Annotated in this window: 20 protein-coding genes and 1 pseudogene; 11 read left to right on the forward strand and 10 right to left on the reverse strand. The window is 39.0% G+C overall.

What is annotated here, in order from left to right; translation table 11 throughout:
* Window positions 1–479: 479 nt before the first annotated feature.
* From V7K46_RS18870 to V7K46_RS18885, 4 genes are all read right to left on the reverse strand, one after another.
* Window positions 480–773 carry a hypothetical protein gene (locus tag V7K46_RS18870; protein ID WP_335115722.1) on the reverse strand — a complete coding sequence of 98 codons (294 nt, stop codon included), beginning with the start codon at window positions 771–773 and terminating at the stop codon, window positions 480–482.
* Between the two features lie 370 nt (window positions 774–1,143).
* Window positions 1,144–3,414, reverse strand: coding sequence for a Piwi domain-containing protein (locus V7K46_RS18875; RefSeq protein WP_335115724.1), 2,271 nt, complete (start codon window positions 3,412–3,414; stop codon window positions 1,144–1,146).
* Window positions 3,411–4,232: a PD-(D/E)XK nuclease family protein gene (locus tag V7K46_RS18880; protein ID WP_335115726.1), complete on the reverse strand. Its 822-nt coding sequence runs from the start codon at window positions 4,230–4,232 to the stop codon at window positions 3,411–3,413. Before V7K46_RS18880 ends, V7K46_RS18875 begins: the two co-directional genes overlap by 4 nt.
* Window positions 4,233–4,269: 37 nt before the next feature.
* Window positions 4,270–4,473, reverse strand: a complete 204-nt coding sequence (locus V7K46_RS18885) for a hypothetical protein (protein ID WP_335115728.1) — start codon at window positions 4,471–4,473, stop codon at window positions 4,270–4,272.
* 355 nt (window positions 4,474–4,828) lie between these two features.
* On the opposite strand from V7K46_RS18885, the gene V7K46_RS18890 reads away from it, so the two are divergent.
* The 3 genes from V7K46_RS18890 (at window position 4,829) to V7K46_RS18900 (ending at window position 7,296) form a co-directional block, all read left to right on the forward strand.
* On the forward strand, window positions 4,829–5,914 hold the full coding sequence (locus tag V7K46_RS18890; protein WP_335115730.1) for a helix-turn-helix domain-containing protein: 1,086 nt from the start codon (window positions 4,829–4,831) through the stop codon (window positions 5,912–5,914).
* Between the two features lie 163 nt (window positions 5,915–6,077).
* Window positions 6,078–6,629, forward strand: a complete 552-nt coding sequence (locus V7K46_RS18895) for an ImmA/IrrE family metallo-endopeptidase (protein ID WP_335115732.1) — start codon at window positions 6,078–6,080, stop codon at window positions 6,627–6,629.
* A gap of 79 nt (window positions 6,630–6,708) precedes the next feature.
* A complete protein-coding gene (locus tag V7K46_RS18900; protein WP_335115734.1) occupies window positions 6,709–7,296 on the forward strand; it encodes a Uma2 family endonuclease in 588 nt (195 codons plus the stop codon).
* Between the two features lie 2 nt (window positions 7,297–7,298).
* On the opposite strand, the gene V7K46_RS18905 is transcribed toward V7K46_RS18900, so the two are convergent.
* Window positions 7,299–9,233 carry a hypothetical protein gene (locus V7K46_RS18905; RefSeq protein ID WP_335115736.1) on the reverse strand — a complete coding sequence of 645 codons (1,935 nt, stop codon included), beginning with the start codon at window positions 9,231–9,233 and terminating at the stop codon, window positions 7,299–7,301.
* A 748-nt stretch (window positions 9,234–9,981) separates the two neighbouring features.
* On the reverse strand, window positions 9,982–10,881 hold the full coding sequence (locus V7K46_RS18910) for an alpha/beta fold hydrolase (protein WP_335115738.1): 900 nt from the start codon (window positions 10,879–10,881) through the stop codon (window positions 9,982–9,984).
* Between the two features lie 22 nt (window positions 10,882–10,903).
* Between V7K46_RS18910 and V7K46_RS18915 the strand changes: the two are divergent.
* Together V7K46_RS18915 and V7K46_RS18920 are read left to right on the forward strand one after the other, a co-directional pair.
* Window positions 10,904–11,131: pseudogene (locus V7K46_RS18915) on the forward strand (hypothetical protein); the annotation flags it as partial.
* A gap of 208 nt (window positions 11,132–11,339) precedes the next feature.
* Window positions 11,340–12,137: an armadillo-type fold-containing protein gene (locus V7K46_RS18920; protein ID WP_335115740.1), complete on the forward strand. Its 798-nt coding sequence runs from the start codon at window positions 11,340–11,342 to the stop codon at window positions 12,135–12,137.
* 22 nt (window positions 12,138–12,159) lie between these two features.
* Here the strand turns inward: V7K46_RS18920 and ftsE are convergent, their stop codons facing one another.
* Together ftsE and V7K46_RS18930 are read right to left on the reverse strand one after the other, a co-directional pair.
* On the reverse strand, window positions 12,160–12,906 hold the full coding sequence (gene ftsE, locus V7K46_RS18925; RefSeq protein ID WP_335115742.1) for a cell division ATP-binding protein FtsE: 747 nt from the start codon (window positions 12,904–12,906) through the stop codon (window positions 12,160–12,162).
* Between the two features lie 193 nt (window positions 12,907–13,099).
* Entirely contained in the window at window positions 13,100–13,855 is a 756-nt protein-coding gene (locus tag V7K46_RS18930) for a WecB/TagA/CpsF family glycosyltransferase (protein WP_335115744.1), read from the reverse strand.
* A gap of 262 nt (window positions 13,856–14,117) precedes the next feature.
* On the opposite strand from V7K46_RS18930, the gene V7K46_RS18935 reads away from it, so the two are divergent.
* The 3 genes from V7K46_RS18935 to V7K46_RS18945 all read left to right on the forward strand — a co-directional run bounded on the left by V7K46_RS18935 (window position 14,118) and on the right by V7K46_RS18945 (window position 17,101).
* Window positions 14,118–14,837, forward strand: coding sequence for a response regulator transcription factor (locus tag V7K46_RS18935; protein WP_335115746.1), 720 nt, complete (start codon window positions 14,118–14,120; stop codon window positions 14,835–14,837).
* 161 nt (window positions 14,838–14,998) lie between these two features.
* Complete coding sequence (locus tag V7K46_RS18940) at window positions 14,999–16,672, forward strand: SpoIIE family protein phosphatase (protein ID WP_335115748.1); 1,674 nt, start codon at window positions 14,999–15,001, stop codon at window positions 16,670–16,672.
* Between the two features lie 3 nt (window positions 16,673–16,675).
* Window positions 16,676–17,101 (forward strand): ATP-binding protein, encoded by a 426-nt coding sequence (locus V7K46_RS18945; protein WP_273763103.1) that lies wholly within the window; start codon window positions 16,676–16,678, stop codon window positions 17,099–17,101.
* A 102-nt stretch (window positions 17,102–17,203) separates the two neighbouring features.
* On the opposite strand, the gene V7K46_RS18950 is transcribed toward V7K46_RS18945, so the two are convergent.
* Window positions 17,204–17,635, reverse strand: a complete 432-nt coding sequence (locus V7K46_RS18950) for a ketosteroid isomerase family protein (protein ID WP_335115750.1) — start codon at window positions 17,633–17,635, stop codon at window positions 17,204–17,206.
* A gap of 446 nt (window positions 17,636–18,081) precedes the next feature.
* Here V7K46_RS18950 and queG point away from each other — a divergent pair, with 446 nt between their 5' ends.
* Window positions 18,082–19,056, forward strand: coding sequence for a tRNA epoxyqueuosine(34) reductase QueG (gene queG / locus V7K46_RS18955; RefSeq protein ID WP_335115752.1), 975 nt, complete (start codon window positions 18,082–18,084; stop codon window positions 19,054–19,056).
* Window positions 19,031–19,666 (forward strand): HAD-IA family hydrolase, encoded by a 636-nt coding sequence (locus tag V7K46_RS18960; protein WP_335115753.1) that lies wholly within the window; start codon window positions 19,031–19,033, stop codon window positions 19,664–19,666. Before queG ends, V7K46_RS18960 begins: the two co-directional genes overlap by 26 nt.
* A 151-nt stretch (window positions 19,667–19,817) precedes the next feature.
* Here the strand turns inward: V7K46_RS18960 and V7K46_RS18965 are convergent, their stop codons facing one another.
* A complete protein-coding gene (locus V7K46_RS18965; RefSeq protein WP_335115755.1) occupies window positions 19,818–20,237 on the reverse strand; it encodes a hypothetical protein in 420 nt (139 codons plus the stop codon).
* 174 nt (window positions 20,238–20,411) lie between these two features.
* On the opposite strand from V7K46_RS18965, the gene V7K46_RS18970 reads away from it, so the two are divergent.
* Window positions 20,412–20,942: an orange carotenoid protein N-terminal domain-containing protein gene (locus V7K46_RS18970; RefSeq protein WP_298914922.1), complete on the forward strand. Its 531-nt coding sequence runs from the start codon at window positions 20,412–20,414 to the stop codon at window positions 20,940–20,942.
* The last annotated feature ends 38 nt before the right edge of the window (window positions 20,943–20,980 follow it).

A 20,980-nucleotide genomic window follows, 5' to 3' on the forward strand; every position in this document is an offset into this window, starting at 1 on the left:
TTTTTGGATTAAATCTTTAATTAGTGAACTAACAACTAGACGCATAATTAGATTCATAGTTGCTTAATCTTACTTCATAATAGGTATTAAATGTCTGTATGTCTTCACCTAAATGGGTGACTTTAGCCACATTGTCAGGTCAAATGCTAGCAGACGGACTATAAGTGAGGTTGCACTTAATTTCCACCCAGGCTTCAGCCTTTGTCCTTACCCATATCTTTTTAATCTCTGGCTTCGTTGCCAACCCGTAGCTTGCTTTTAATTGCCACATTTTTGGCGATCGCCACTATTGCACTAAAGAAGCCACAATACTTAGGATGCTAGCTTGCAGTATTGAAGCATAATGCTTGACGTAGACGCAAAGCGGGAGACTCCCAAACTCCTGACTTGTCGTCAAACCGATCACCATAACTAGTTACTTCATCGAAAAAATAAATAAAGTCGAATTCAATAAGCAAAATACTTAAATGAGAAAGCATTTAAACTAAATGCTTTCTCAAAATGCCTGATTGCTTTCTGATTTCGGTAGATTTAGCAAGCAAAAAGGCATATTGCTTTCTTAAAATGTCTGATTGCTTTCTGATTTCGGTAGATTCAGCAAGCAAAAAGACATATTGCTTTCTCAAAATGCCTAATTGCTTTCTGATTTCGGTAGATTTAGCAAGCAAAAAGGCATATTGCTTTCTCATTTCGGTAGATCGCGCACTCATGTTGATGTTTTGGGCAAGCAAAAAGGCATATTGCTTTCTTAATTCACCTGTTTGCTGACTCATATCAGTAATTTCAAATTTGAAACTGTTCAATCTCAAATCTGTCTTGGAAAGTTCTGTTTGCCCTTGCACCATTGTTGAACCAATGAAGCCATAATACTTAGGATGTTCGGCTTGTAGTTTTTGTTTTAGTTGCCATACGCGCCACGCTTAAGCAAAAGAAACTTATAACGGCTTCTTTAGTATCTTTGTCCTGCGATCATTGTTGAAAGTTACCATTGCAGATACATGCCAAGATATTGAACTGAGTCGTCTAGAAGCTATCTTTGAGCGCTTTTAGCTGGAAGAAGAATTCTTACAAGTGTGGGTAGAAGCACAACTTGAGATTTTGGGAAAGGGCGATCGCAAAATGCCTGTAATATTTAGGTTGCTTCTACAGCCAAAACTGGCGATCGCCTTCCACTGTACCTGGAGCAATTCCTTGTAACCGCCGATAAGCTATTTTGTCAGAACCATATAATGGGACGGGTAAGCGAGGTTCTTTCAACGCTCCGTGATGTAGCAATGTCAGTTTAAGTGTAGCTTCTATTAAACTTTCAATTGATACTTGCTGTTCATGTTCAGGATCGGGAATAATCTTTAAACGCAGAGGATAAGGTAAACCCATTTTCTCAGACTTAACTTCAGTAGTGACTAAAATTACTTCATACGGGGATAATTGAAGAGCTAACCCTTTAGTTGGTGCTGTCACTACAGACTGCTGAAATTTATATAGTCGTGGAATCTGAGATTTTACACACTCTACCAAAATAAACTTTGAACCAATAACTTTTGCTCTTTCTCTTAAATTCTTTATTTCATCACCACAAAAACGTCCATCACGGTAAATTAGTACAGTTTTTTGTCTTAATTCAGCAGATGGTAGAAACCTCTCTAGTGTTCGTTTATCAATTGTTTCACCCTCGGTTAAAGCATCTTCCAGTCGGTAACGAATAAACTCCCCTCGCTTATCATAGAGACGTACACTCGCACAAACATTTCTACTTCCAAATCCTTTCTTTTTAGAAATTCGGGAAACATCAAAGCCGATAAAATAATCAGCAATTTCTAAAGGTTCAGCTAAAACAAAAGGTAAATTTCCTAACTTTGCAAGAATTCCTGGAATTACCTGATGAAGGATATTACCATAATTACTGGTATTTTTTAATGTATCTTCATAAATTACTTGACTAGCAATTTCTCGCCGAAGTAAACGTGAAGAAATAAAAGAATAAAAGCTACCATCATCACTATTATCAGCATGGCGATCGCTCTGAGGTAAAAATGTCAAAACAATGTCAGTAGGAATTGCCATTAATTCATTAATAGCTTGCTCAACTTTTTCTCTATCATCAGAGACGCTTGAACTACTTACTGATACACCTACTCGATGAACAATTATGCTTTCAAACCCATAGCGTTTTAGACGTTGCTGAACTTCCCTAATAAAAGGATCTGCCTTAAAATCACAAAGTTTCAAAGCTGTAATGCGAATCGGTGTTGCTTTATCTTCATATTGAGATTGACGACGATAAACGCCTCCTTGTGATAGTCCTTTAAGGACATCTCCTCTCCTACTTATAAAATTGTGACCAGATTTATCTTTTCCAAATAGAAGTTGAGTATCTTCAAGCTTAAATTTTAGTGGCAAGAATAATTCAGAGCAATTACCGATCTTTCTACTATTAATACAGGTTTCCGATAACACAAATCCATAAATACTTAGAGCTAGTGCAGCTTCTTTTTTGTATGAAGCCAAACTATTTTGCCGCTCTTGATAAGGAATCTTAGCTTCTTTGAGTAAATCCCCATAGTTTACATCAAATCGTTTGGCAGTGTCCTCTGTGATACAAGGAAAAAGAGCAGCCATTGCATAAGGATACCGTTTTTTATTCTTACCAAATTGCACAAGTACAACAGGTTGATCTCTAGGTGCTTCACGAATAGCGATTTCACTGGTTGATGCAGGCTTATAGTTGAGTAATTCTTCTTCACGCTCACCAATAGTTCCTTCAATATCTACAATAGTAGCTGAACTATTCTTTTCAATATCTCGAACATTTAAACCAATTAATAAATCTCTTGGATTTTGTCTATAAGGATGGTTCTCGTAAAATTCAGACAGTTTTTCTTTAAAGACAAAAGAACTACGAACTGTTATAGCAATAGCTGAGTGTGAATTTTTTTTAATTTCAATTGCTTCTGCCCAAAATTTTGCTTCTCGTCTAACTTCAATTTTGTTAAATGGAATACTGAAATATGAAAATGGTCGTCTAATTTTTAATATTCTTATAGCTAGTTCAGAAAGAATATCAGCAGATATCTGTGGTTGGCTTACCCATTGGATTGAATAGTAGCGATCGCCAATATCTTTTTTCAATTCCTCTTGAATTCTTGTTAAACGTTTTCGCCATTCATCTAAACTTGGCATTGCTTGATCGGGTTTAGCTAAAACCCAAAAATTTCCATCTACAAAAATGGTCATAATATCATCAAATTGCTGACTGAACCGCCAACCTAAGCGATTTCCTATTTCAGTATCTACTCTGGGAGTCAGTCGAAAGCAGATTAAGTTAGGTTGAGGAATATTTAGTAAAAATATTTCTGCCAAAAATATTGGGGATATATTAGTTTTTAAGTGAGATTGAAGCACACCAGCAGTCATGTAGAAACCTCTGATACAGTAAATTCACAAATTGAGTTAAACGAACAGTAGCGACAACTTATACCCGGATTTTGGGGAAATATTTGACTGAAATCAGCAGAATTTTTACGGTAGCGTCTCAAATCTTCTTGATATCGTTGAGCTATTAAAGCGAGTTCTATTTGAAAAGCCTTAAGAGTGTTAGGTGTTGCGCTGATAGGTTCTGACCAGTTACCATTTTCTAAGTTATAAAAAGACGCTACTGCTTTCTGCTGGGGGTATCGGTAACTAGCAGCTAGTAAATAAATATACCCTTGTCGCCGATCAAAATCAGAGTGGCCAGTTTTGAAATCTAAAATGTGCAAAGTATCATCTTCTTCGGCAAAAATGCAGTCAATCGCAGCAAAGAAGTTAAAAGATTGATTACCCTGCTTAATCAGAATTGGTTCTGGAAAACCCTCATCACCTCGGCTAAGTTGAATAATTTTATTCTCAGCAAGAATTGGATTTTGCTGGTAGTTTGTCAGTATCTGAAGGACTCGCTGCTGAACCAAATCTGACTCTTTCCGCAATTCCAGAATCTCTATCATTTGTTCTACAGCGTCTTCTTGATGTAACATTGGGGAGTTTTCATGAAACTCATAAACTCCCTTTTGTGCTAGTAATCCAATTCGCACAGGAGTGCTATCACTTGCCAAGATTGCTGCAACCGCAGGCTCATGCGATCGCGCTTTTGTAAAACCTCGTTTCATGTCGCAGTGTAAGTGTTCTTTCCCTATGGGTGGAGAATACTGCAACCATAGGTTGTAGCTGGCAAATGGTAGCCAATTTTGGCTCATTGATGTCAAGTCCCAGAATTTAGCAGAGAAAAAAGTTTTACTTGATTAGGATTTCGTAGATTGCTGTGTATACACCAATCTCGGTTGCCATTTCCAAGGTACGCAAGCCTTCTAGCATCTGTTCCGCAGCCTTTATGAGTTGTGGATTGCGGCTTGATTTTTGAATTTCTTCAAGCAAAACTGGTAGAGGTCTACCAACAGAGAAACTCAGTTGTTCAGGGTTCAACGATTGTTTATTCATGCTTTTGCTCTTGTGTAACGAAATATAACTCAACGAACATCAGTACAGCCGCCTGAATTGCCATATAATTTCAACAAGGCAAGATATCAGTTGTTCAGTATTGAACCATATTATTCAACCTGTATAATTTTTATCAACTATTTTATTCATGCCAAATAAATGTTGAATTTTATTTTCAACATTGGTATTATCTATCTATGAGTGATTCAAAGGCTAAAAATTTTGGGTAACTTATAGCCCAGCGACTCCTGAAAAGCTTTGTAAAATAAGGCTTTTAGCCTACTATCACTCAAACCGATAGAAGGCTTATTATTATTTATGCTTCAGGAAATGCGTTTGGCAGTTGAATGTGATTATGGATAAACAAGAGAGTCAGAGTTTTGGCAGGTGTATTTGGCAAGCTCGTAGAAAAAAGGGATTGAGTCAGCGTGAGCTTGCGGTAAAGGTAGGTGTGGACTACACCTATTTGTCCAAACTAGAAAACGACCATGTTGAGCCAAGCGAGAAGGTGATCCGCTCCATAGCAGAACATCTCAGTTTGAATGCAGAGGAGCTGATCTACCTAGCTGGACGTATGACTCAACGTGACTCGGATGCTTTTGAAGAATTGGTTAAGGCGAACTACAAGGAAATGCCAGCTTTATTCCGTCGAGTGCGCGAAAGTCCGGGTATTGATTCATTGGTAAAGGCACGAGATGAGCAAATTGCAAGACTACAAAAAGAAAATGCTGAACTCAGAGATAAGGTAGCAAAGCTTCAAAATCGCTTCTATTCTAAATATGAGATTGAAAACATAGCGAATGATCTTCTAAGTCGTATGCAAATTTCATTTCAATATGCCCCTAAATTACCTATGGATACTACTAGAGTATGTGACTTTTTGAATCTGAGTGTTTGTTATACACAAATATCTCCTGATGAACGGGGATTGATCATAGCTATGATTTTACCTTTAGAACGTACAATTTTGATAAATGATGATATTCCAGAAGTTCTAGGAGCTTTTACAGAATCGACAATTGCTCACGAAATAGGACATTGGTTACTTCATATGAACCACAATAAAAGTGAAGTTTTATCTGAACAAATAGATATCAATGCTGGCATTAAAGAAACGAATCATTCATTCTTATGTCGTAGTGCTAGTGAGCCACTTGATAAGTATACTGCCAGTAGTCAGCTTGATAAAATTGAATGGCAAGCACAGTATTTTGCCAGCTGTCTGCTAATGCCTCGTCATGTACTGCAAAAAATAACCAAAGGGCGTGATTTAACTAATTGGAAACATCTTTATGCAATGAAAGATGAGCTTGGTGTCACAATTTCTAATCTCATCAATCGGTTGCAAGATATTGGCTGGATTTATATTCCTAAAGGTTCTAAGCAAATCTATCAAGGCAACTTAGAACCAGAATGTCAGGAAAGAAGGTGGTGGTTATGAGTAAAGAAAGTGAGGAGTTACAATGAACCTTTTCAGGTATAAATTCTATTCTAAAGAAGAAATAGAGCAGAAAGCTTATGAAGTTTTCAAAATTATGGAGTTAGAAAATTTCCCCCCAAAGTGGCCTTTTGAGGCTAGTTGTGCTGCTGACGCTTTGGGAATTATGGTGAGTTGGGAAAGAATTCCTCCTGATGAGCAGGGATCGATAGTAGCTAAGATTCTGCCATTGCAAAGAAAGATTGTACTCAATGAATGTATTTCAGAGCTAACTGGAGGATTTGAGCAATCTACAATTGCTCATGAAATTGGACACTGGATACTTCATGTCAATCAAAATGAAGCTGAGGGATTGACAGAGCAACTAGAATTAAATCTAGGAATGAAAGATGCTACAAAGCTTTATTTGTGTCGCACTACAGGAGCTAAAACTAATCCAAATATAATTAAAAGCAATTTGGATAAAATTGAATGGCAAGCTCAGTATTTTGCTAGCTGCCTGTTAATGCCTAGAGAAATTTTGGAAGCTAAACAAAGAGGACGTAATTTAACTAATTGGAAACATCTTTATGCAATGAAAGATGAGCTTGGCGTGACAATTTCTAATTTAAAAAACCGCCTACAAGACCTTGGCTGGATTTCTATTCCCAAGGGTTCTAAGCAAATCTATCTGGGTAAAGCTGCACCGAATGGGCAGATAAATTTATTTAATAGGTAAAGAGCGATCGCTATCATCTCATCATGCGATCGCACGCCACACACTACTAAACTAGAAAGTAAGATGCTCACAATAGCCTATGAACGCCACGACAACCACTTTACCTTCTACACTCAAATTGAAAATCGACTTAACTGATGATCAATTTTTCCAGATGTGTCAGCAAAACCGCGATTATCGATTTGAGCGTACAGCATCAGGGGAATTATTAATTATGCCACCTACAGGTAGTGATACTGGCAACCGTAACTTTGATATGGTTGTTGAGTTAGGAATTTGGAATAAACAGACTAAATTAGGCAAAGGTTTTGACTCTTCAACTGGCTTCACCTTACCCAATGGTGCAGAACGTTCTCCCGATGCTTCTTGGGTAAAAATTGAGCGGTGGAATACTTTAACCCCAGAACAACAAGAAAAATTTGCTCCAATTTGTCCTGATTTTGTAGTAGAGTTGCGTTCTCGTACTGATTCCTTGAAAGAATTGCAGGATAAAATGCAGGAGTATATCGAAAATGGCGCTCAATTAGGCTGGTTAATTGACCGGAAAAACAAGCGAGTAGAAATTTATCGTCCAGGTAAAGATGTAGAGATATTAGACAATCCTACTAGTTTATCAGGAGAAAATATCCTACCTGGATTTGTGTTGCATTTACAGCAGATTATGTAGCTTTATCGATTAGGATATACATGGCGCATTTCAAAGCGACTTTGTTCCCAAAGTGGTAGCAAAGCCTGTTTAGCAGCATTTAATTGAGCTTGTGAGAAAGAGATTTTCCCATTTTGTATAATCCAAATAAATGTCCGAGTTATTAAATCTGCTTTTAAACTATTCTCGTATTTACAATTATTTATTCTTGCTACTTGCTGATCTAAGCAATCTATAGCATGTTTAAAAGTTAAGTTTTTCCAGTCTGGGGAATTGTGAGGAATTTCTTCTTGCGTATTTTTCCACTCAACCCTATGCAAATTTCCGATAATATAGTCTATACCTGTTATAGACGAATCAGTATTACGCACCAAATTTGTATAGGCTTGGTAATATGGTTTCAAGAACGAAGCAGGAATATTTTCTACATATATATGTAGCCAAGATTGGATGTCGCGAAGATAAGGTACTAAATCTCTGAGATGATCAATTTCTTTAATAAGCGCCCGGTCACTTATGTAGTTTGTTATTTTAGCTAACAATTCAGCTTCAGATAGTTGAGATTTTCCTGAGTAATAATTAATAACTTTTGGAATATATTTCTCTAATAACCACTGTTTGGTATATCTAGCTGTCCAGGTTCCCCGAACTCCAATATCTTGCTGCAATAAGGTTAATTTATCTGTCTCAATAGATTGTAAAGTAACATCATTTAGTTCATAGATTATGTTGATTTGATTATCAGGTAATAAATATAAATTACTATCGATTTTAGGTAAGATAAATGTATGATCGCGAATTCCTCGACTGACTCGAATTGATATATATTCTCTATGGAATAGATGCCATTCTGACTTGCCTTTAGTATAATCAAATTCATTAGCAAACTGCTGCATTAACTCCCATAATTCTTGTTTTACAGAAAGAAGGATAAACCCGCGACTTTCGGAAAATTTTACGAATTTAAAATTCCATGTTTCTAAAGTATTTTCAAATTCAATTATTAAATTTTTATATTCTTGGCAAACTCCATCAATACACAAACACAAATCTACTGTTTCTAACTCTGATAAAATTAGAGTTGTTTGACCTAAATATACCTCAAAAGCATTTTTATCTAACTGTTTAAAAAACCGACGACATCCCCAATCTGGCTGGGTGTGCAATCCAGTCATTAATTGACCTAAAATATCTTGATGATTTAAGTAAATTTTCAGACCTCTTAAAATGATGCTGCTGAACTCTATTTCACAATTACCTTCTCCAAAAGCTTTGGGTAAATTACATGCGATCGCTACTTTTGTTTTCACAACAATTAAGCGATAGCCTTCTCTCGTAGTGGAAGGCTCAAAATCACATTGTTCTAAAACATCCTGTAAATCTGGATAGCGTCTGATAAATCTTTCTATTAAGTTATAATTAGTATAAGTTAAAATATTGGGTGTATTTTTATCGATATTTTTAACTGAATCAAAATTGAGTTTATTATAAAACTTTGAGGCAATATCAATATTTCTAAGCATATCTATATTTATATCAAGTATCGACTCTTCTTTGTGGTAACGTAGGCGTTTAAAAACCTTTATTTGATATCCGTTAGTAACTATAAAAAATAGTGGATTAAAATGAGTACTATAAAATTTAGCTTGCTCAATAACGTCATGGAATTTACTTTTATACGGTTCTATTGCTTCAATAAAAATCAGTGAGGTATCTGTATTTTGTTGCTCAATATTATCTGTTGTATAATAAATATGAGCAATTTCTGGATTTTTGCCGTACTTTCTTGACTTAGATGTTTTTAAAGGGTATTCACGATGACATTTATCTGGATAGCAGAGATAGTGAAACATTGGCAAAATTAACTTTTCTTTTACATCATCTTCATTTCGTAAAATCCGATGGTCAAAACCTTGTATCCATGTGATAAATTTTTTAATTGACTCTGGAATAGTCATCAGATAATCTACCTACTAGATAAGTTTGCTATGCCTTATTTTATTTATTTGTGTAATTAGCAATTTATCAAGTCAGGTTGGATAGTATAGTGATTTTGAATACTATAATGAAACCATTCGTCTTGAACTTGACCTGGTAGCATCTCAATGAGTGTAAAAATATGCCCAGCCCTGGCGAATAGAATTCATCCGCCAGTTGCTTTAAGTCGGCACTGAACGCCAGTCATCAGATAAGGGAAACCCGTCTTCTTCTAAGGGAGACGCACTCGTGTTCAGTGTTGGCTACCCAACGCACTGGCTTGGCTATAGCGATCGCAGCTGGCCAATTAAACAACAAAATCAAGAAGCCTTTTTAAGTAGTATTTTTTTAATCCAAAATATATCTGATTAACTAAGTACTTGATTATCCTCCAGGCGCGGTTGCATTGTAGATAACCAAAATTTTATTGTGTGCGATCGCCTAATTAGGATAACCCGATAATTAATAACCCACGACTTGGTTTATTAGCACTAATAGTAACTGAATTATTCATATTTTTAGTGAGATATTTTGCAGTATACATAAGTATACTTTAAGGAAGTTAAAGTTTAAATTAAGGGCGGTACAAAATCAAAATATGATTCAGTAACGCCCTTAATTTATTAAGCCTCTACAATCCAAAGTCTAGCTACACAATTATGGCTGAGATTATATCAGTAAACAAGCTAAAAGGTAGGAAGTTAGATGGGCTTTTGATTTCTGAACAAATCACAAATTAAGTAAAGGCAAAAATTTGCGAATTAACCCAATTGTCACTGCTGGCAATTCTAACTGCGGTGTTAACCCCACATCTTCCAACTGTTGAAAAAATCGGATCGTTTGGGGATTAATTTCGGCAAGGCGGCGACCAATTGAGGGGCCTGTAAATTCCGACCTTTGTCCCCAAATAATGGCGGTGGGAGTGATTAACTGTTGAATATAAAGGGATAAATCAAAGCATAAATCGCCACGGACAAAGGACAGTGCTGCATACTCAGCATTAGGCTGTTGGGCGGATTGTAAATAAGCATCTACAATTTCTTGGTACACTCGATTAGACTGAGCAAATTGCCGTTGCTCTAAGAAGCTGCGAATACCCCCACTGGTGGCTATTCCAGTGCTGTAAAGTAAACGGTCAACAAGGGGAACGCTGACTAACTGAGCAAAAAAACTATTGGAGTAGTTTTCGCCAAAGTCGGAAAGTCCTGAGGGGGTAGTGAGAATTAAAGACTTGAATAAATCCGGATGAGCTGCTGCTACTCGAATTGTAAATCCTGCGGTCAAAGAAGAAGCGATCGCTGTTACTGGTCCAGTACAAGTCTGCTCGAAAAACTCCCGAATTGTGGTCAAATAATCCTCAATTTTATAACTCCGTGCCGGATGCTCAGACCTACCCCAACCGATCAAATCTGGCGCAATGATCCGATATTCAGTGGCAAAAGCCGGATAAACTTTCGACCACTCATAAGCAGAAGATCCACCACCAAAGCCGTGCAGGAACACCAAAGTTTCCCGATCATCTTTGGCAGTTACATTGTCCTGCCAAGGTGACCCAGCGGCAGTATAATATACCATTCTACCTAGTGAGGTATTTATGGAGCGTTGTTCAAATCCTAGTGGTTGAAACATAAGTATTTTTTGTCAGTCCCTTAACTCGGTTAATGCTGTCACTAGTTCGCAACGGCTAGTGCTTTTTGCCGATGATCGCGATCGCCAACTCCTCGATCAAACTCCACTACCAAGCGCTAATCTTGCCAATTCAGACTCGGCAATTTCCCCCAATACCTGATTATCCATAACTGTGAATAACATTTACAGCGTTACCTTCTGTGCTTTTGATGGTCAATTCACCCTTGATAACTTTCGCTTTTGTCTTTAAATTCGCAAAATTCACGCATTCAGAATTTAAAAAGCCTTTACGCCCTTGCTCTAAGGCATTTAAAATGTTATCTTGATTTCCGCCGTCCTGTACTAGTCTACTATCCGTCCATGAAAACCGGGCATCTTGTGGTTTGGGGCTTCACCCTTTCTTCATCCCTAGTAAAACTTATACAATAGGTAATTTTGTAATCAAGTAGGTAAACACTGTGGCACAGGCTTCGTCTTCTTGGCAGCAATTGATCAACCAGATCCCCAGATGGAACTGGTCGCTGACAAAGTTCAAGACAAAAGGAGCTACAAAGCAACAAACATTTAAGCGCTTCTCTGGGCCTGGGGGCTTTCTTGGGTTTCTGACAATTGTCGTTGCCATGTTGTTGTGGAACTGGAAACTGCTATTGGCTCTGTTAATCGGCGTTGGGATAATGGTATTGGTTTACTCAATGCAGGATTGGGACTGGCAATTGCACTGGTCTAAGATCCGTAAGTTCTTAAACAGTTCAAATCGTCGGTTAGCTTTAGCAGTCGTCAGTGGTGGTCTTGCTACTGTCAGCACTTACATGGCAGCTGCAATTTGGGTTGACTCTCACAGTCCCTGGATTGCTGCTGGTGCTATTGTGCAAGGTCTGGGAACCCTATTAACTTTAATTTTATTGGTATGGCAAATTGTCAACTTCTATGAAAATCGAGAAGAAGACCACCTCGATCAGTTGTTGGTCAATTTAACAGAAAAAGATCCATTGAAGCGGTTGATTGCCCTACGTCAACTAACTAAAATCATCAGCCGTAAGCGAGTTGATTCTTCAGTGCAGCAAGATGTTGTCGAATGCTTGCAACTCCTACTCAGTCGAGAGGAGGAAGTTGTGATCCGAGAGGCAGCTTTTAAGAGTTTACAAGCCTGCGATGACCTCCGGTCGGTCGGAGACCATCGCCTACAAGTCCTAGCACCCAAAACAGCAACAACTTTCATACCCGTATCAGCAAAAGTCAAGCACCACGTTCATTAGTTATTTGCCCCATACCCAATGCTTATTTTCTAGACAGCCGTCCATTGCGAACTTGCACTACCCGATGATTGCATCGCCGCACCAACTGTTCATCGTGGGTGGTAACAATTACTGTAGCCCCAAAGGAATTTAACTTCTGGAGAATCTGGATCACTTGCCAGGAATTATCTGGATCGAGATTTCCAGTAGGCTCATCCGCCAACAGCAGCGGTGGTGTACCAACGATCGCTCGCGCAATACTCACCCGCTGTTGCTCTCCCCCAGAGAGTTGATCTGGAAAGCAATCAGCTTTACTCAGCAAACCCACCAGCTTCAAGGTTGGTTCTAGGCGTCGTTGAATTTCTTTACGGGTATACCCTTGAGCTTGCAGCACAAAAGTTACATTTTCCGCTACTGTTCGTTGGCTAATCAATTTGTAGTCTTGAAACACAATGCCAATCCGTCGCCGCAATAATGACAAGCGATCGCCCCGTAAACCTGCTACATTACATTCGTCAACAATTACTTCTCCCTGTGTGGGTAATTCCTGGCCATACAGCAGTTTCAAGAGCGTTGATTTACCTGAACCACTTGGCCCAGTGATAAACAGAAATTCTCCCTTTTTTACCTCAAGGTTCGCATTCAACAAGGCGTGAGTGCCGTTAGTATAAGTCTTGGTTACAGATTGCAATTGCACCTTTGCAGTAGTATTACTACCGTGCTGTTGAGTTTCACTGTTTTCTCTATGAACGGATTTGTGTGTTTTAACTTGAGTTGTTAATACTGGCATTGTTAAATTTTCCTCATACCCACAACCAAACAGTTTGCCGGCTTAGATGTGACATTCCTCTCAAAATAAGGATTCCCAGGTTTCGCCTGGGAATTTAAAATTCAACAAAGAAAATTTTAAATTTTTTAAAGACTTTAATACTAACTAAGTAATAACACCCAGTACAGACGCGATTAATCGCGTCTCTCCCCTCCTAACTAATTGCACCCCTTGCTGTCAAACGATAAACAAACGCTTTCACAGCAAATGCTGGCAAAGCCAACATCCGCCGCCAGCGCCAAGGTTCTTGATAAAGCCGATACAACCATTCCAAATGATTATTTCCTAACCAGGCGGGAGCACGAGTTTTAGTTCCCGACCAAATATCAAAACTGCCACCAACGCCAATCCAAATTGCTTGAGGACACAAATGGCGGTTTTCGGCAATCCATAACTCTTGACGTGGCACTCCCAAACCGACAAAAATCACTTGTGGCTGCAATTGAGCAAGAGTTTGTTGCAATTGTGCTTCTTCTTCTAGGGAATGGTAGCCTGAGTGAGTGCCTACTATACTCAAATCTGGAATTTGCTGCTGCCAAAAATCTGCCGCAATTGAGGCCACTCCAGGCGCTGCTCCATAGAAAAATACCTTTGCTCCTGTCTTCTGTTGCCCAAGTTCTTGCAAAAGTTTTTCTGCTAGTTCAATCCCTGGAAAACGCTGCACTTTTTGCCATAACAGCCACCGCAAATACAGAACAACCCCGGCTCCATCTGGAATCACTAATTCAGCATTTTTAATCACCTGAGCTAAGAAATGATTTCGCTCTGCCTGCATAATCATTTCTGCATTGAGCGTTACTACATGAGTTCCTCTACCTGCGTGCAGGCATTCTAACAACCAGCCTGGATAGTTAGCCATTACATGAACTGGTATTCCCAATACTGAAAATACTTGATTGCCGTTAGACATAGCCTATTCTTGAGTAATCACACCAGATTTCCTTGAATGTTAAGTTTATCAAATTTTCTTATATTAGAACTTAGGCAGGAGAGATTCCCCCTTGCCCTGCAACAATAGAAAGCATAATTAAACTAATTAGTCTTGGGCGCGCTCAACTCGCAACTCTGGTTCCGGGAACAGAAGCCCCCACTATACTGCTTGCAATTAGTGTGGGAGTATGTCACGAAACTCGACTTTACGGTTAAGGTAGTGTAACGGGCTGAAGTTGGCTATGAGTAAAATTCGTATCGCTCTGATTGAAGATCATGATCTAACTCGTGTGGGTATTCGGACAGCATTACTGCAAAAGGATGAAATTGAAGTTGTAGGTGAAGCTGCCAATGCTGCTGAAGGATTAAGAATGTTAAAAATGGTACAACCAGATATTGCCATTGTAGATATTGGTTTACCAGATAAGGATGGCATTGAGCTGACACGGGAGGTTAAATCTACTGTTAATGGGCAGCAGCTAGTCACAAAGGTGTTAATTTTGACACTGCGGGATAACAAAGAAGCTGTGTTGGCAGCTTTTGCAGCTGGTGCAGACTCTTACTGTATGAAAGATATCAAATTTGATAATTTGCTGGAAGCAATACGAGTAACTTACAATGGCAACGCCTGGATCGATCCAGCGATCGCTCGGATTGTATTACAACAAGCGCAACAAAATCCTCAGAAGTTGGAATCGGCTTTTGTCGATATCAAAACTATTGCCTCTAACCCTGATGATGTCGAGAATCTGGAAGGAATTCAACCTTACAGCCTGACAGAAAGGGAGTTAGAAGTGTTACAGTTGATTGTCGAAGGTTGTAGTAATGCACTAATTGCGGAAAGACTTTACATCACTGTTGGGACTGTTAAAACTCACGTTCGCAATATTTTGAATAAGCTATGTGCCGATGACCGTACCCAAGCAGCAGTCCGCGCCTTGCGTTCTGGGTTAGTTGGATAAAGTTAATTTTGGTGTGGAGCAATTGAGGATGATCAAGGGAAACTCACGACTTTGAGAAAGTTATTTCAAAGTGTATGGCTTCTCTGATTTTCTATTATTTATCAGGTGGGATAAACATCACACTATCTCGCTATTCAAATATGTGAAAACTAAAGTCAAATATGGCTGAGATCGGGTTGGAAAAACTTAAACTCATGGTGGTAGATGATGAGCCAGATAACTTAGATTTACTCTACCGCACTTTTAGGCGAGATTATCAAGTATATAAAGCCAATCATGCCTTTGGTGCTCTGGAAGTCTTGGATCAATTTGGCGAAATGGCGGTGATTATTTCTGACCAAAGAATGCCAGAAATGAGTGGTACGGAATTTTTTAGTCGCACTGTAGAGCGCTTTCCAGACACGATTCGGATTTTGTTAACTGGTTTTACTGATGTCGAAGATTTGGTGGATGCGATTAACTCTGGTCAGGTATTCAAGTACATTACCAAACCCTGGAATCCAGATAAACTCAGGGCATTAGTTGAGCAAGCCGCTGATACATATCGCCTAGTTAAGAAGCGCACGCAAGAGTTGCGTCGGTCCCTACGGCGAGAATCTTTGTTTAATGCGGTAACAACAGCAATTCGGGAATCTTTAGACTACGACAGTATGCTGCAAAAGATTGTAGCAACTATTGGACAAAGATTTGAAGCTACCAGTTGTTTGCTCAGACCAGTAGAGGGCGATCGCCTGACACAAGACCAGTTCTCATACCGCGATCCTCAATCCCGTGTATCAGATTCCTTCTTCGATCCCAGTCCTTTAATTGAAAAAGTACTGGAAACCCGTCATTATCAACTTGCTCAAGAAATATATGACGGCAACCCCTGTCACCACCTGGTTGTGCCACTTAGCTACCAGCAGCATTTGTTGGCTGTGCTGGCCCTCCACCAATGTGGAGGCGATCGCTTCTGGCAAGACGAAGACATCCAACTGATTGCAGGTGTTGCCGAACAAGCAGCCTTAGCCCTCTCTCAAGCAAAACTCTACCAGCGTCTCCAAGAAAAGCAACAGCAGATTCATAATGAATTGGAAGTAGCTCGCCAAATTCAATACAACTTGCTACGCCAAAGTTTACCTGACATCAAAGGTGTGAAGGTGCAAGCCTGCTGTTACCCGGCGCGAGAAGTAGGAGGCGATTTTTTTGAAGTTTTTGTTCATCCCAAAGGTGATTTGTGGTTAGCAGTGGGTGATGTCTCTGGCAAGGGCGTCCCAGCTGCTTTATTTATGGCTAGTATTATTTCAGTTTTGCGCCGGGAATTATCTCAAGAAGCACCAGCCGAGCCGAATGTGGTTATGCAAAACCTCAACCACGCTCTCAGTGAAGATTTAATTAGCAACAATTATTTCATCACTCTTGTGTTAGCCTGTTATACCCCTACCACTAAGGAACTCGTCTACACTAATGCCGGTCATATCTATCCACTGTTATGGTCACGCCAAGGCGCTTTAGCTGACAATCCTAATTACCTCAAAGTCCGCAGCGTTCCTTTAGGGATCTTGCCCAAGTGGCAGGCACAGTCTGGTCGCTTGGTTCTCGCTGCTGGAGACACATTGTTACTGGCCAGCGATGGAATTACAGAAGCAATGGTATCAAATAATTTTGATTTAGCAGTAGAAACTGGGTCTGGCATTGAGTCAGTTAATCGTTCTATGCTGAATCAAGATGGTCTTTGGCAACTGTTACAAGAAGAACAACAACCACTTTCTCTTAACCATTTACTAGCTCGCATCCAGGCAGATAACCACGTTCAAGAAGACGATCAAACTATACTTTCGCTGGAGATTTTGTAAGTAATGAAAAGTGAGCTTCATGTACCAAGTGACTTGAATTTTCTGAATATTGTCGAAAACTGGTTGCTGGGATGTTTGAAAATCCAGTTAGGAGATTCTGTGGATTGGTCACGGCAATCAAGTCGTTTGAGACTAGCTTTGGTGGAAGCCTACTCAAATGCAGTCCGTCATGCCCACAAGGACAAACCAAATTTACCAATTTTATTGCGCTTGGAAGTCAAAGATCGGGATCTTGCCCTAGAAATTTGGGACTACGGCGAAGGCTTTGATATGTCTACCTACTACGCTCCAAATCCTATGGAAAAACAAGAAGGTGGTTATGGTTGGCTAATTATGAATCGTCTTATGGATAAAGTAGATTATCAGTTGCAGATTAATGGTGCCAACTGTCTCAAGTTAGAAGCTACTTTACCCGAATTAGTCCAATAGACAAAACTTACTATTTTTCAAGTAATCTGATTTATACGAATTTTCAATGCCGAGATTTTGTTTTAGGTATAAGCACATTCTCTAAAGTAATTATACTTATTTTTAATTTTCACGACGTAAAGAAAGTAATTCTTGGGGAGAAGCTAAAAGTTTGATTCTAGTATAGAAAATTTGCCCTTGTTGATTGAGGATAAATAGCCACAAGACATTCACACTACACCATGAGGTTTGTGCTTTGCCTGTTATTTGAACTTGGATATCACCATTTTCTAAAGTCTCAGCTATTCCTGCGTTTGGATAAGCTTTAATGTTTTGGCCTTCTTGTTTTAAGTAGGCTGCGATCGCATCTGTCCCTACAATATCAGATTCAAATGGTGGACGCATCACACCATCTACCGCAAATAAGGCAGCAGTTGCCTCAAATTCTCCTGCATTTAAGGTTTCAAAATAACGCAGTACATTTGTTTCTGTAATTCCCTCAATCTGGAATTCTTCTTTCAACTGCGCTGGCGATATAAATTCAGCAGAGGTCACGTCGCTTCGCTCCCAATTCAAAATTCAAAATTAATAATCCCTATAAATAAATTTAGTTGCTCTGTATCATGAATCTTTGTCGGTGATAGAATTGCCTGTATCATACTGAATATTAATTTAAATATAAAAATAGGTAAAAAGAAAGCTGCTATTGAGATAGATTACTACATATTGCTAAATCTTCCTCACGATGGAAGTTTTAAAGCAGAATTTATGAATTAGAAGTAAAACAGCCTTGATTTCTGGCTTGGAGACTTAGGTTGTATACTTCACTAAATTAAAATCCGCTGTAATTAGACAAACCTGAATTAACATCTTCTAAAGAAGTAGTTTCTAGGCTATAAATAAAATTTCTATCTAGGTAAGTAACAAATCTTAATCAAGGATATTGACTACGTAACGTAAAATTAACATGCCTTTAGTTAGGCAAAATCTAGATAAAAAAAATGAATCAGTATTCCGTAACAAGCAGCAGTGTAGTGAAAGAAAAAGCCAGCGAGTTGGGCTTTCACAAAGTTGGAATTGCTGATGTAGATAGGGTAGATGCCACAGAAACGCAGAGGTTACAAGCATGGATTGAACTGGGTTATCACGCCGATATGGAATGGATGGCTAATCCAAAACGTCAGGATATCCGCTTAGTGATGCCAGAAGCGCGATCGCTAGTGTGTGTGGCGCTGAATTACTATACACCACATCAACGTCCCGAAGGCGAGGAATACGCCAAAATTTCCCGTTATGGTTGGGGAAGGGATTATCACAAGGTGATGCATAAAAAACTCAAGCAGCTATCTACATGGCTAGAATCACTTGATCAAGGTGTACGATCTCGTTATTATGCAGACACTGGCCCGGTGCAAGATAAAGTGTTGGCTCAACTTGCCGGAATTGGTTGGATTGCCAAAAATGGTAATGTGATTACACCGGAATATGGCTCTTGGGTATTTTTGGGAGAAGTGTTGACAAATTTGGAATTAGAGAGCGATCGTCCGCATACAGAACACTGCGGTAGCTGTACTCGTTGTCTTCAGGCTTGTCCTACGGGTGCAATTACTCAGCCTTTTGTCGTGGATGCTAATCGCTGCATTGCTTATCATACAATTGAAAATCGGGCAGAGGAATTGCCACAGACACTCACACCTCATTTGCAAGGCTGGGTTGCTGGTTGTGATATTTGTCAAGATGTTTGTCCTTGGAATCAACGTTTTGCCAGCACAACAGATATTGAAGACTTTCAGCCTTATCCTGGGAATATTGCTCCCCAACTGCTAGAATTAGCCCAAATCTCAGATCAGGAGTGGGATAAACGATTTCCAGTATCTGCCTTGCGGCGGATTAAGCCTGAAATGTTACGACGCAATGCCCTAGCTAATCTTGACGCATCCAGGCGAAAGAATGACCCCGAAAGTAATTATTTTTGACTTTGATGGCACTATTGCTGATACAGTAGATGCCCTTGTTAGTATTGCTAATCGTCTAGCTATAGACTTTGGTTATAGACACATAAGTCCAGAGCAATTAGCCCTCCTTAAAAACTTAACATCTAGGGAAATTATTAAGTATTCAGGAGTTTCTCTATTTAAGATCCCTTTTCTAGTTAAAAAAGTTAAAGGGGAATTAAAAAACAAAATTCCCGAATTAAAGCCCATTCCGGGAATTAAAGAAGCATTAATGGAACTCCAAAATCAAGGATATAAACTGGGCATTATCACTTCTAATTCTAAAGAGAATGTTACGCAATTCCTGACAATTAATGATTTAAATCACCTCTTTGATTTTATTTACTCAGGAATTACAATTTTTGGCAAAACAACCATAATCAATAATGTATTGAGGCAAAATCAACTCAAACCTGAAGAAGTTATTTATGTCGGAGATGAAACCAGAGATATAGAAGCATCAAGAAAAGCAAATATCCAAGTGATTGCAGTGACTTGGGGCTTTAATTCACCGGAAATACTAGCAAAGCAAAATCCAGATTATTTAATTCAGCGACCTAGCGAACTACTCGAAGTGATGAATAGTCGCTAATTGATCAATAATCAAAAGTCGATAGTAAAAATCCTAACTATTAGCGATTGACCAAAACAGTAAAAAGGGCAATATCTACCAATGCCGAAAACTTAAACTTTAATATTTGTGACATTGCCCACCCAACAAAATAGCAAGATATCAGGAAAACTTAATTTTTCCGTTCACCCTTTTCCAAAGCTTGTTTTACTAGATCGTCACTGACATTGCTTACACTCTCAGTCGGAGAATTTCCAACTTCCTTTGCTAACTCTAGAAAATCATCAGGATTACCAGTTGACTGCGCTTTAGTTGTTGTCTCTTGTGGTTTAGAGGTTTGATATTCAGGTGCAGTCGCTGCTTCGGCTGCTGCTGCACCTTTACCTGTGCGATCTACATCACTGACGCTGAATTGTTGTGCAGTTGCATAATCTTTATCAAAATCCACCGTTGGCGCTTTTTCTTCACCACTAGCTATACTTTCGGCAGCTAATTGTGCATCCTGGGTGGAAGCTTCATTTAAATTCGGCTTCACTTCTTCATCAGGCATAATTAAAACCTTAGGTAAATTTTTTATTGCTGTGGCGATCATAACAAAGTAATCTGCTGCTTTCTTGCTTCTTGCGGGAGACTTTTACCTCTATTAAAAGGTAGATTAAAGCTGCAATTTTAAATTATTTTAAATCTTTCTATAGGTAGTAGAATTTGATGTTCAAACTTTGGTAAGCCTTAGTTTGGCGGGTAAAATTTCTTTGGAAACAAATTTATGACTGCAAGTTACGATAAAAATATTTCTCAAGCTCAGAGCAATGAAACCCAAAACTTGGTGGATGCGTTTAACGCCTTAGATACCGATGCAAAATTAGCCTGGTTCTATTTGGTTTATAAAAAAATGGGTGACTCGATCACCCCAGCTGCTCCTGCTGCTGCTGAACCAGACTTAGCACCACTTCTGCTAGGAGACTATTTTGAGTTATCAGATGAGCAGCAACTAGATATCATGCGGGATATAGTTAACCGCAAAGATACAGAATATTCTCGTGCTTATGGGGCGATCAAAGAAAACAACCAACTGTTAGTTTGGTATGCTTGGGCGGTAGCTATGGGGGATACGGTAGTTGATTTGCCAAGTAGCTACCAGCCAGCTAAAGAAATTAATGATTTGGTTTCGCAAATTGAAGGATTAGAATTTGAAGAACAAATGTCGGTGTTTCGGACAATAGCTGGTGAAGTGGGTTACACGGATGTTAAGCCGATCGCAACGCAAGCAGAAACTGGCAAAACGTCAAGTTTGTAATTAGACTAAATCCATATCCATAACCGTGAAAACAAGAT

This window comes from Nostoc sp. (assembly GCF_036917395.1).
Classification (GTDB): Bacteria; Cyanobacteriota; Cyanobacteriia; order Cyanobacteriales; family Nostocaceae; genus Nostoc.

Bases quoted from the DNA above. Each gene is read 5' to 3' on its own strand.
- V7K46_RS18870 (WP_335115722.1), bottom strand. From the start codon at position 773: ATGAGTCAGCAAACAGGTGAATTAAGAAAGCAATATGCCTTTTTGCTT.
- V7K46_RS18875 (WP_335115724.1), bottom strand. From the start codon at position 3,414: ATGACTGCTGGTGTGCTTCAATCTCACTTAAAAACTAATATATCCCCA.
- V7K46_RS18880 (WP_335115726.1), bottom strand. From the start codon at position 4,232: ATGAGCCAAAATTGGCTACCATTTGCCAGCTACAACCTATGGTTGCAG.
- V7K46_RS18885 (WP_335115728.1), bottom strand. From the start codon at position 4,473: ATGAATAAACAATCGTTGAACCCTGAACAACTGAGTTTCTCTGTTGGT.
- V7K46_RS18890 (WP_335115730.1), top strand. From the start codon at position 4,829: ATGGATAAACAAGAGAGTCAGAGTTTTGGCAGGTGTATTTGGCAAGCT.
- V7K46_RS18895 (WP_335115732.1), top strand. From the start codon at position 6,078: ATGGTGAGTTGGGAAAGAATTCCTCCTGATGAGCAGGGATCGATAGTA.
- V7K46_RS18900 (WP_335115734.1), top strand. From the start codon at position 6,709: ATGAACGCCACGACAACCACTTTACCTTCTACACTCAAATTGAAAATC.
- V7K46_RS18905 (WP_335115736.1), bottom strand. From the start codon at position 9,233: ATGACTATTCCAGAGTCAATTAAAAAATTTATCACATGGATACAAGGT.
- V7K46_RS18910 (WP_335115738.1), bottom strand. From the start codon at position 10,881: ATGTTTCAACCACTAGGATTTGAACAACGCTCCATAAATACCTCACTA.
- ftsE (WP_335115742.1), bottom strand. From the start codon at position 12,906: ATGCCAGTATTAACAACTCAAGTTAAAACACACAAATCCGTTCATAGA.
- V7K46_RS18930 (WP_335115744.1), bottom strand. From the start codon at position 13,855: ATGTCTAACGGCAATCAAGTATTTTCAGTATTGGGAATACCAGTTCAT.
- V7K46_RS18935 (WP_335115746.1), top strand. From the start codon at position 14,118: ATGAGTAAAATTCGTATCGCTCTGATTGAAGATCATGATCTAACTCGT.
- V7K46_RS18940 (WP_335115748.1), top strand. From the start codon at position 14,999: ATGGCTGAGATCGGGTTGGAAAAACTTAAACTCATGGTGGTAGATGAT.
- V7K46_RS18945 (WP_273763103.1), top strand. From the start codon at position 16,676: ATGAAAAGTGAGCTTCATGTACCAAGTGACTTGAATTTTCTGAATATT.
- queG (WP_335115752.1), top strand. From the start codon at position 18,082: ATGAATCAGTATTCCGTAACAAGCAGCAGTGTAGTGAAAGAAAAAGCC.
- V7K46_RS18960 (WP_335115753.1), top strand. From the start codon at position 19,031: ATGACCCCGAAAGTAATTATTTTTGACTTTGATGGCACTATTGCTGAT.
- V7K46_RS18965 (WP_335115755.1), bottom strand. From the start codon at position 20,237: ATGATCGCCACAGCAATAAAAAATTTACCTAAGGTTTTAATTATGCCT.
- V7K46_RS18970 (WP_298914922.1), top strand. From the start codon at position 20,412: ATGACTGCAAGTTACGATAAAAATATTTCTCAAGCTCAGAGCAATGAA.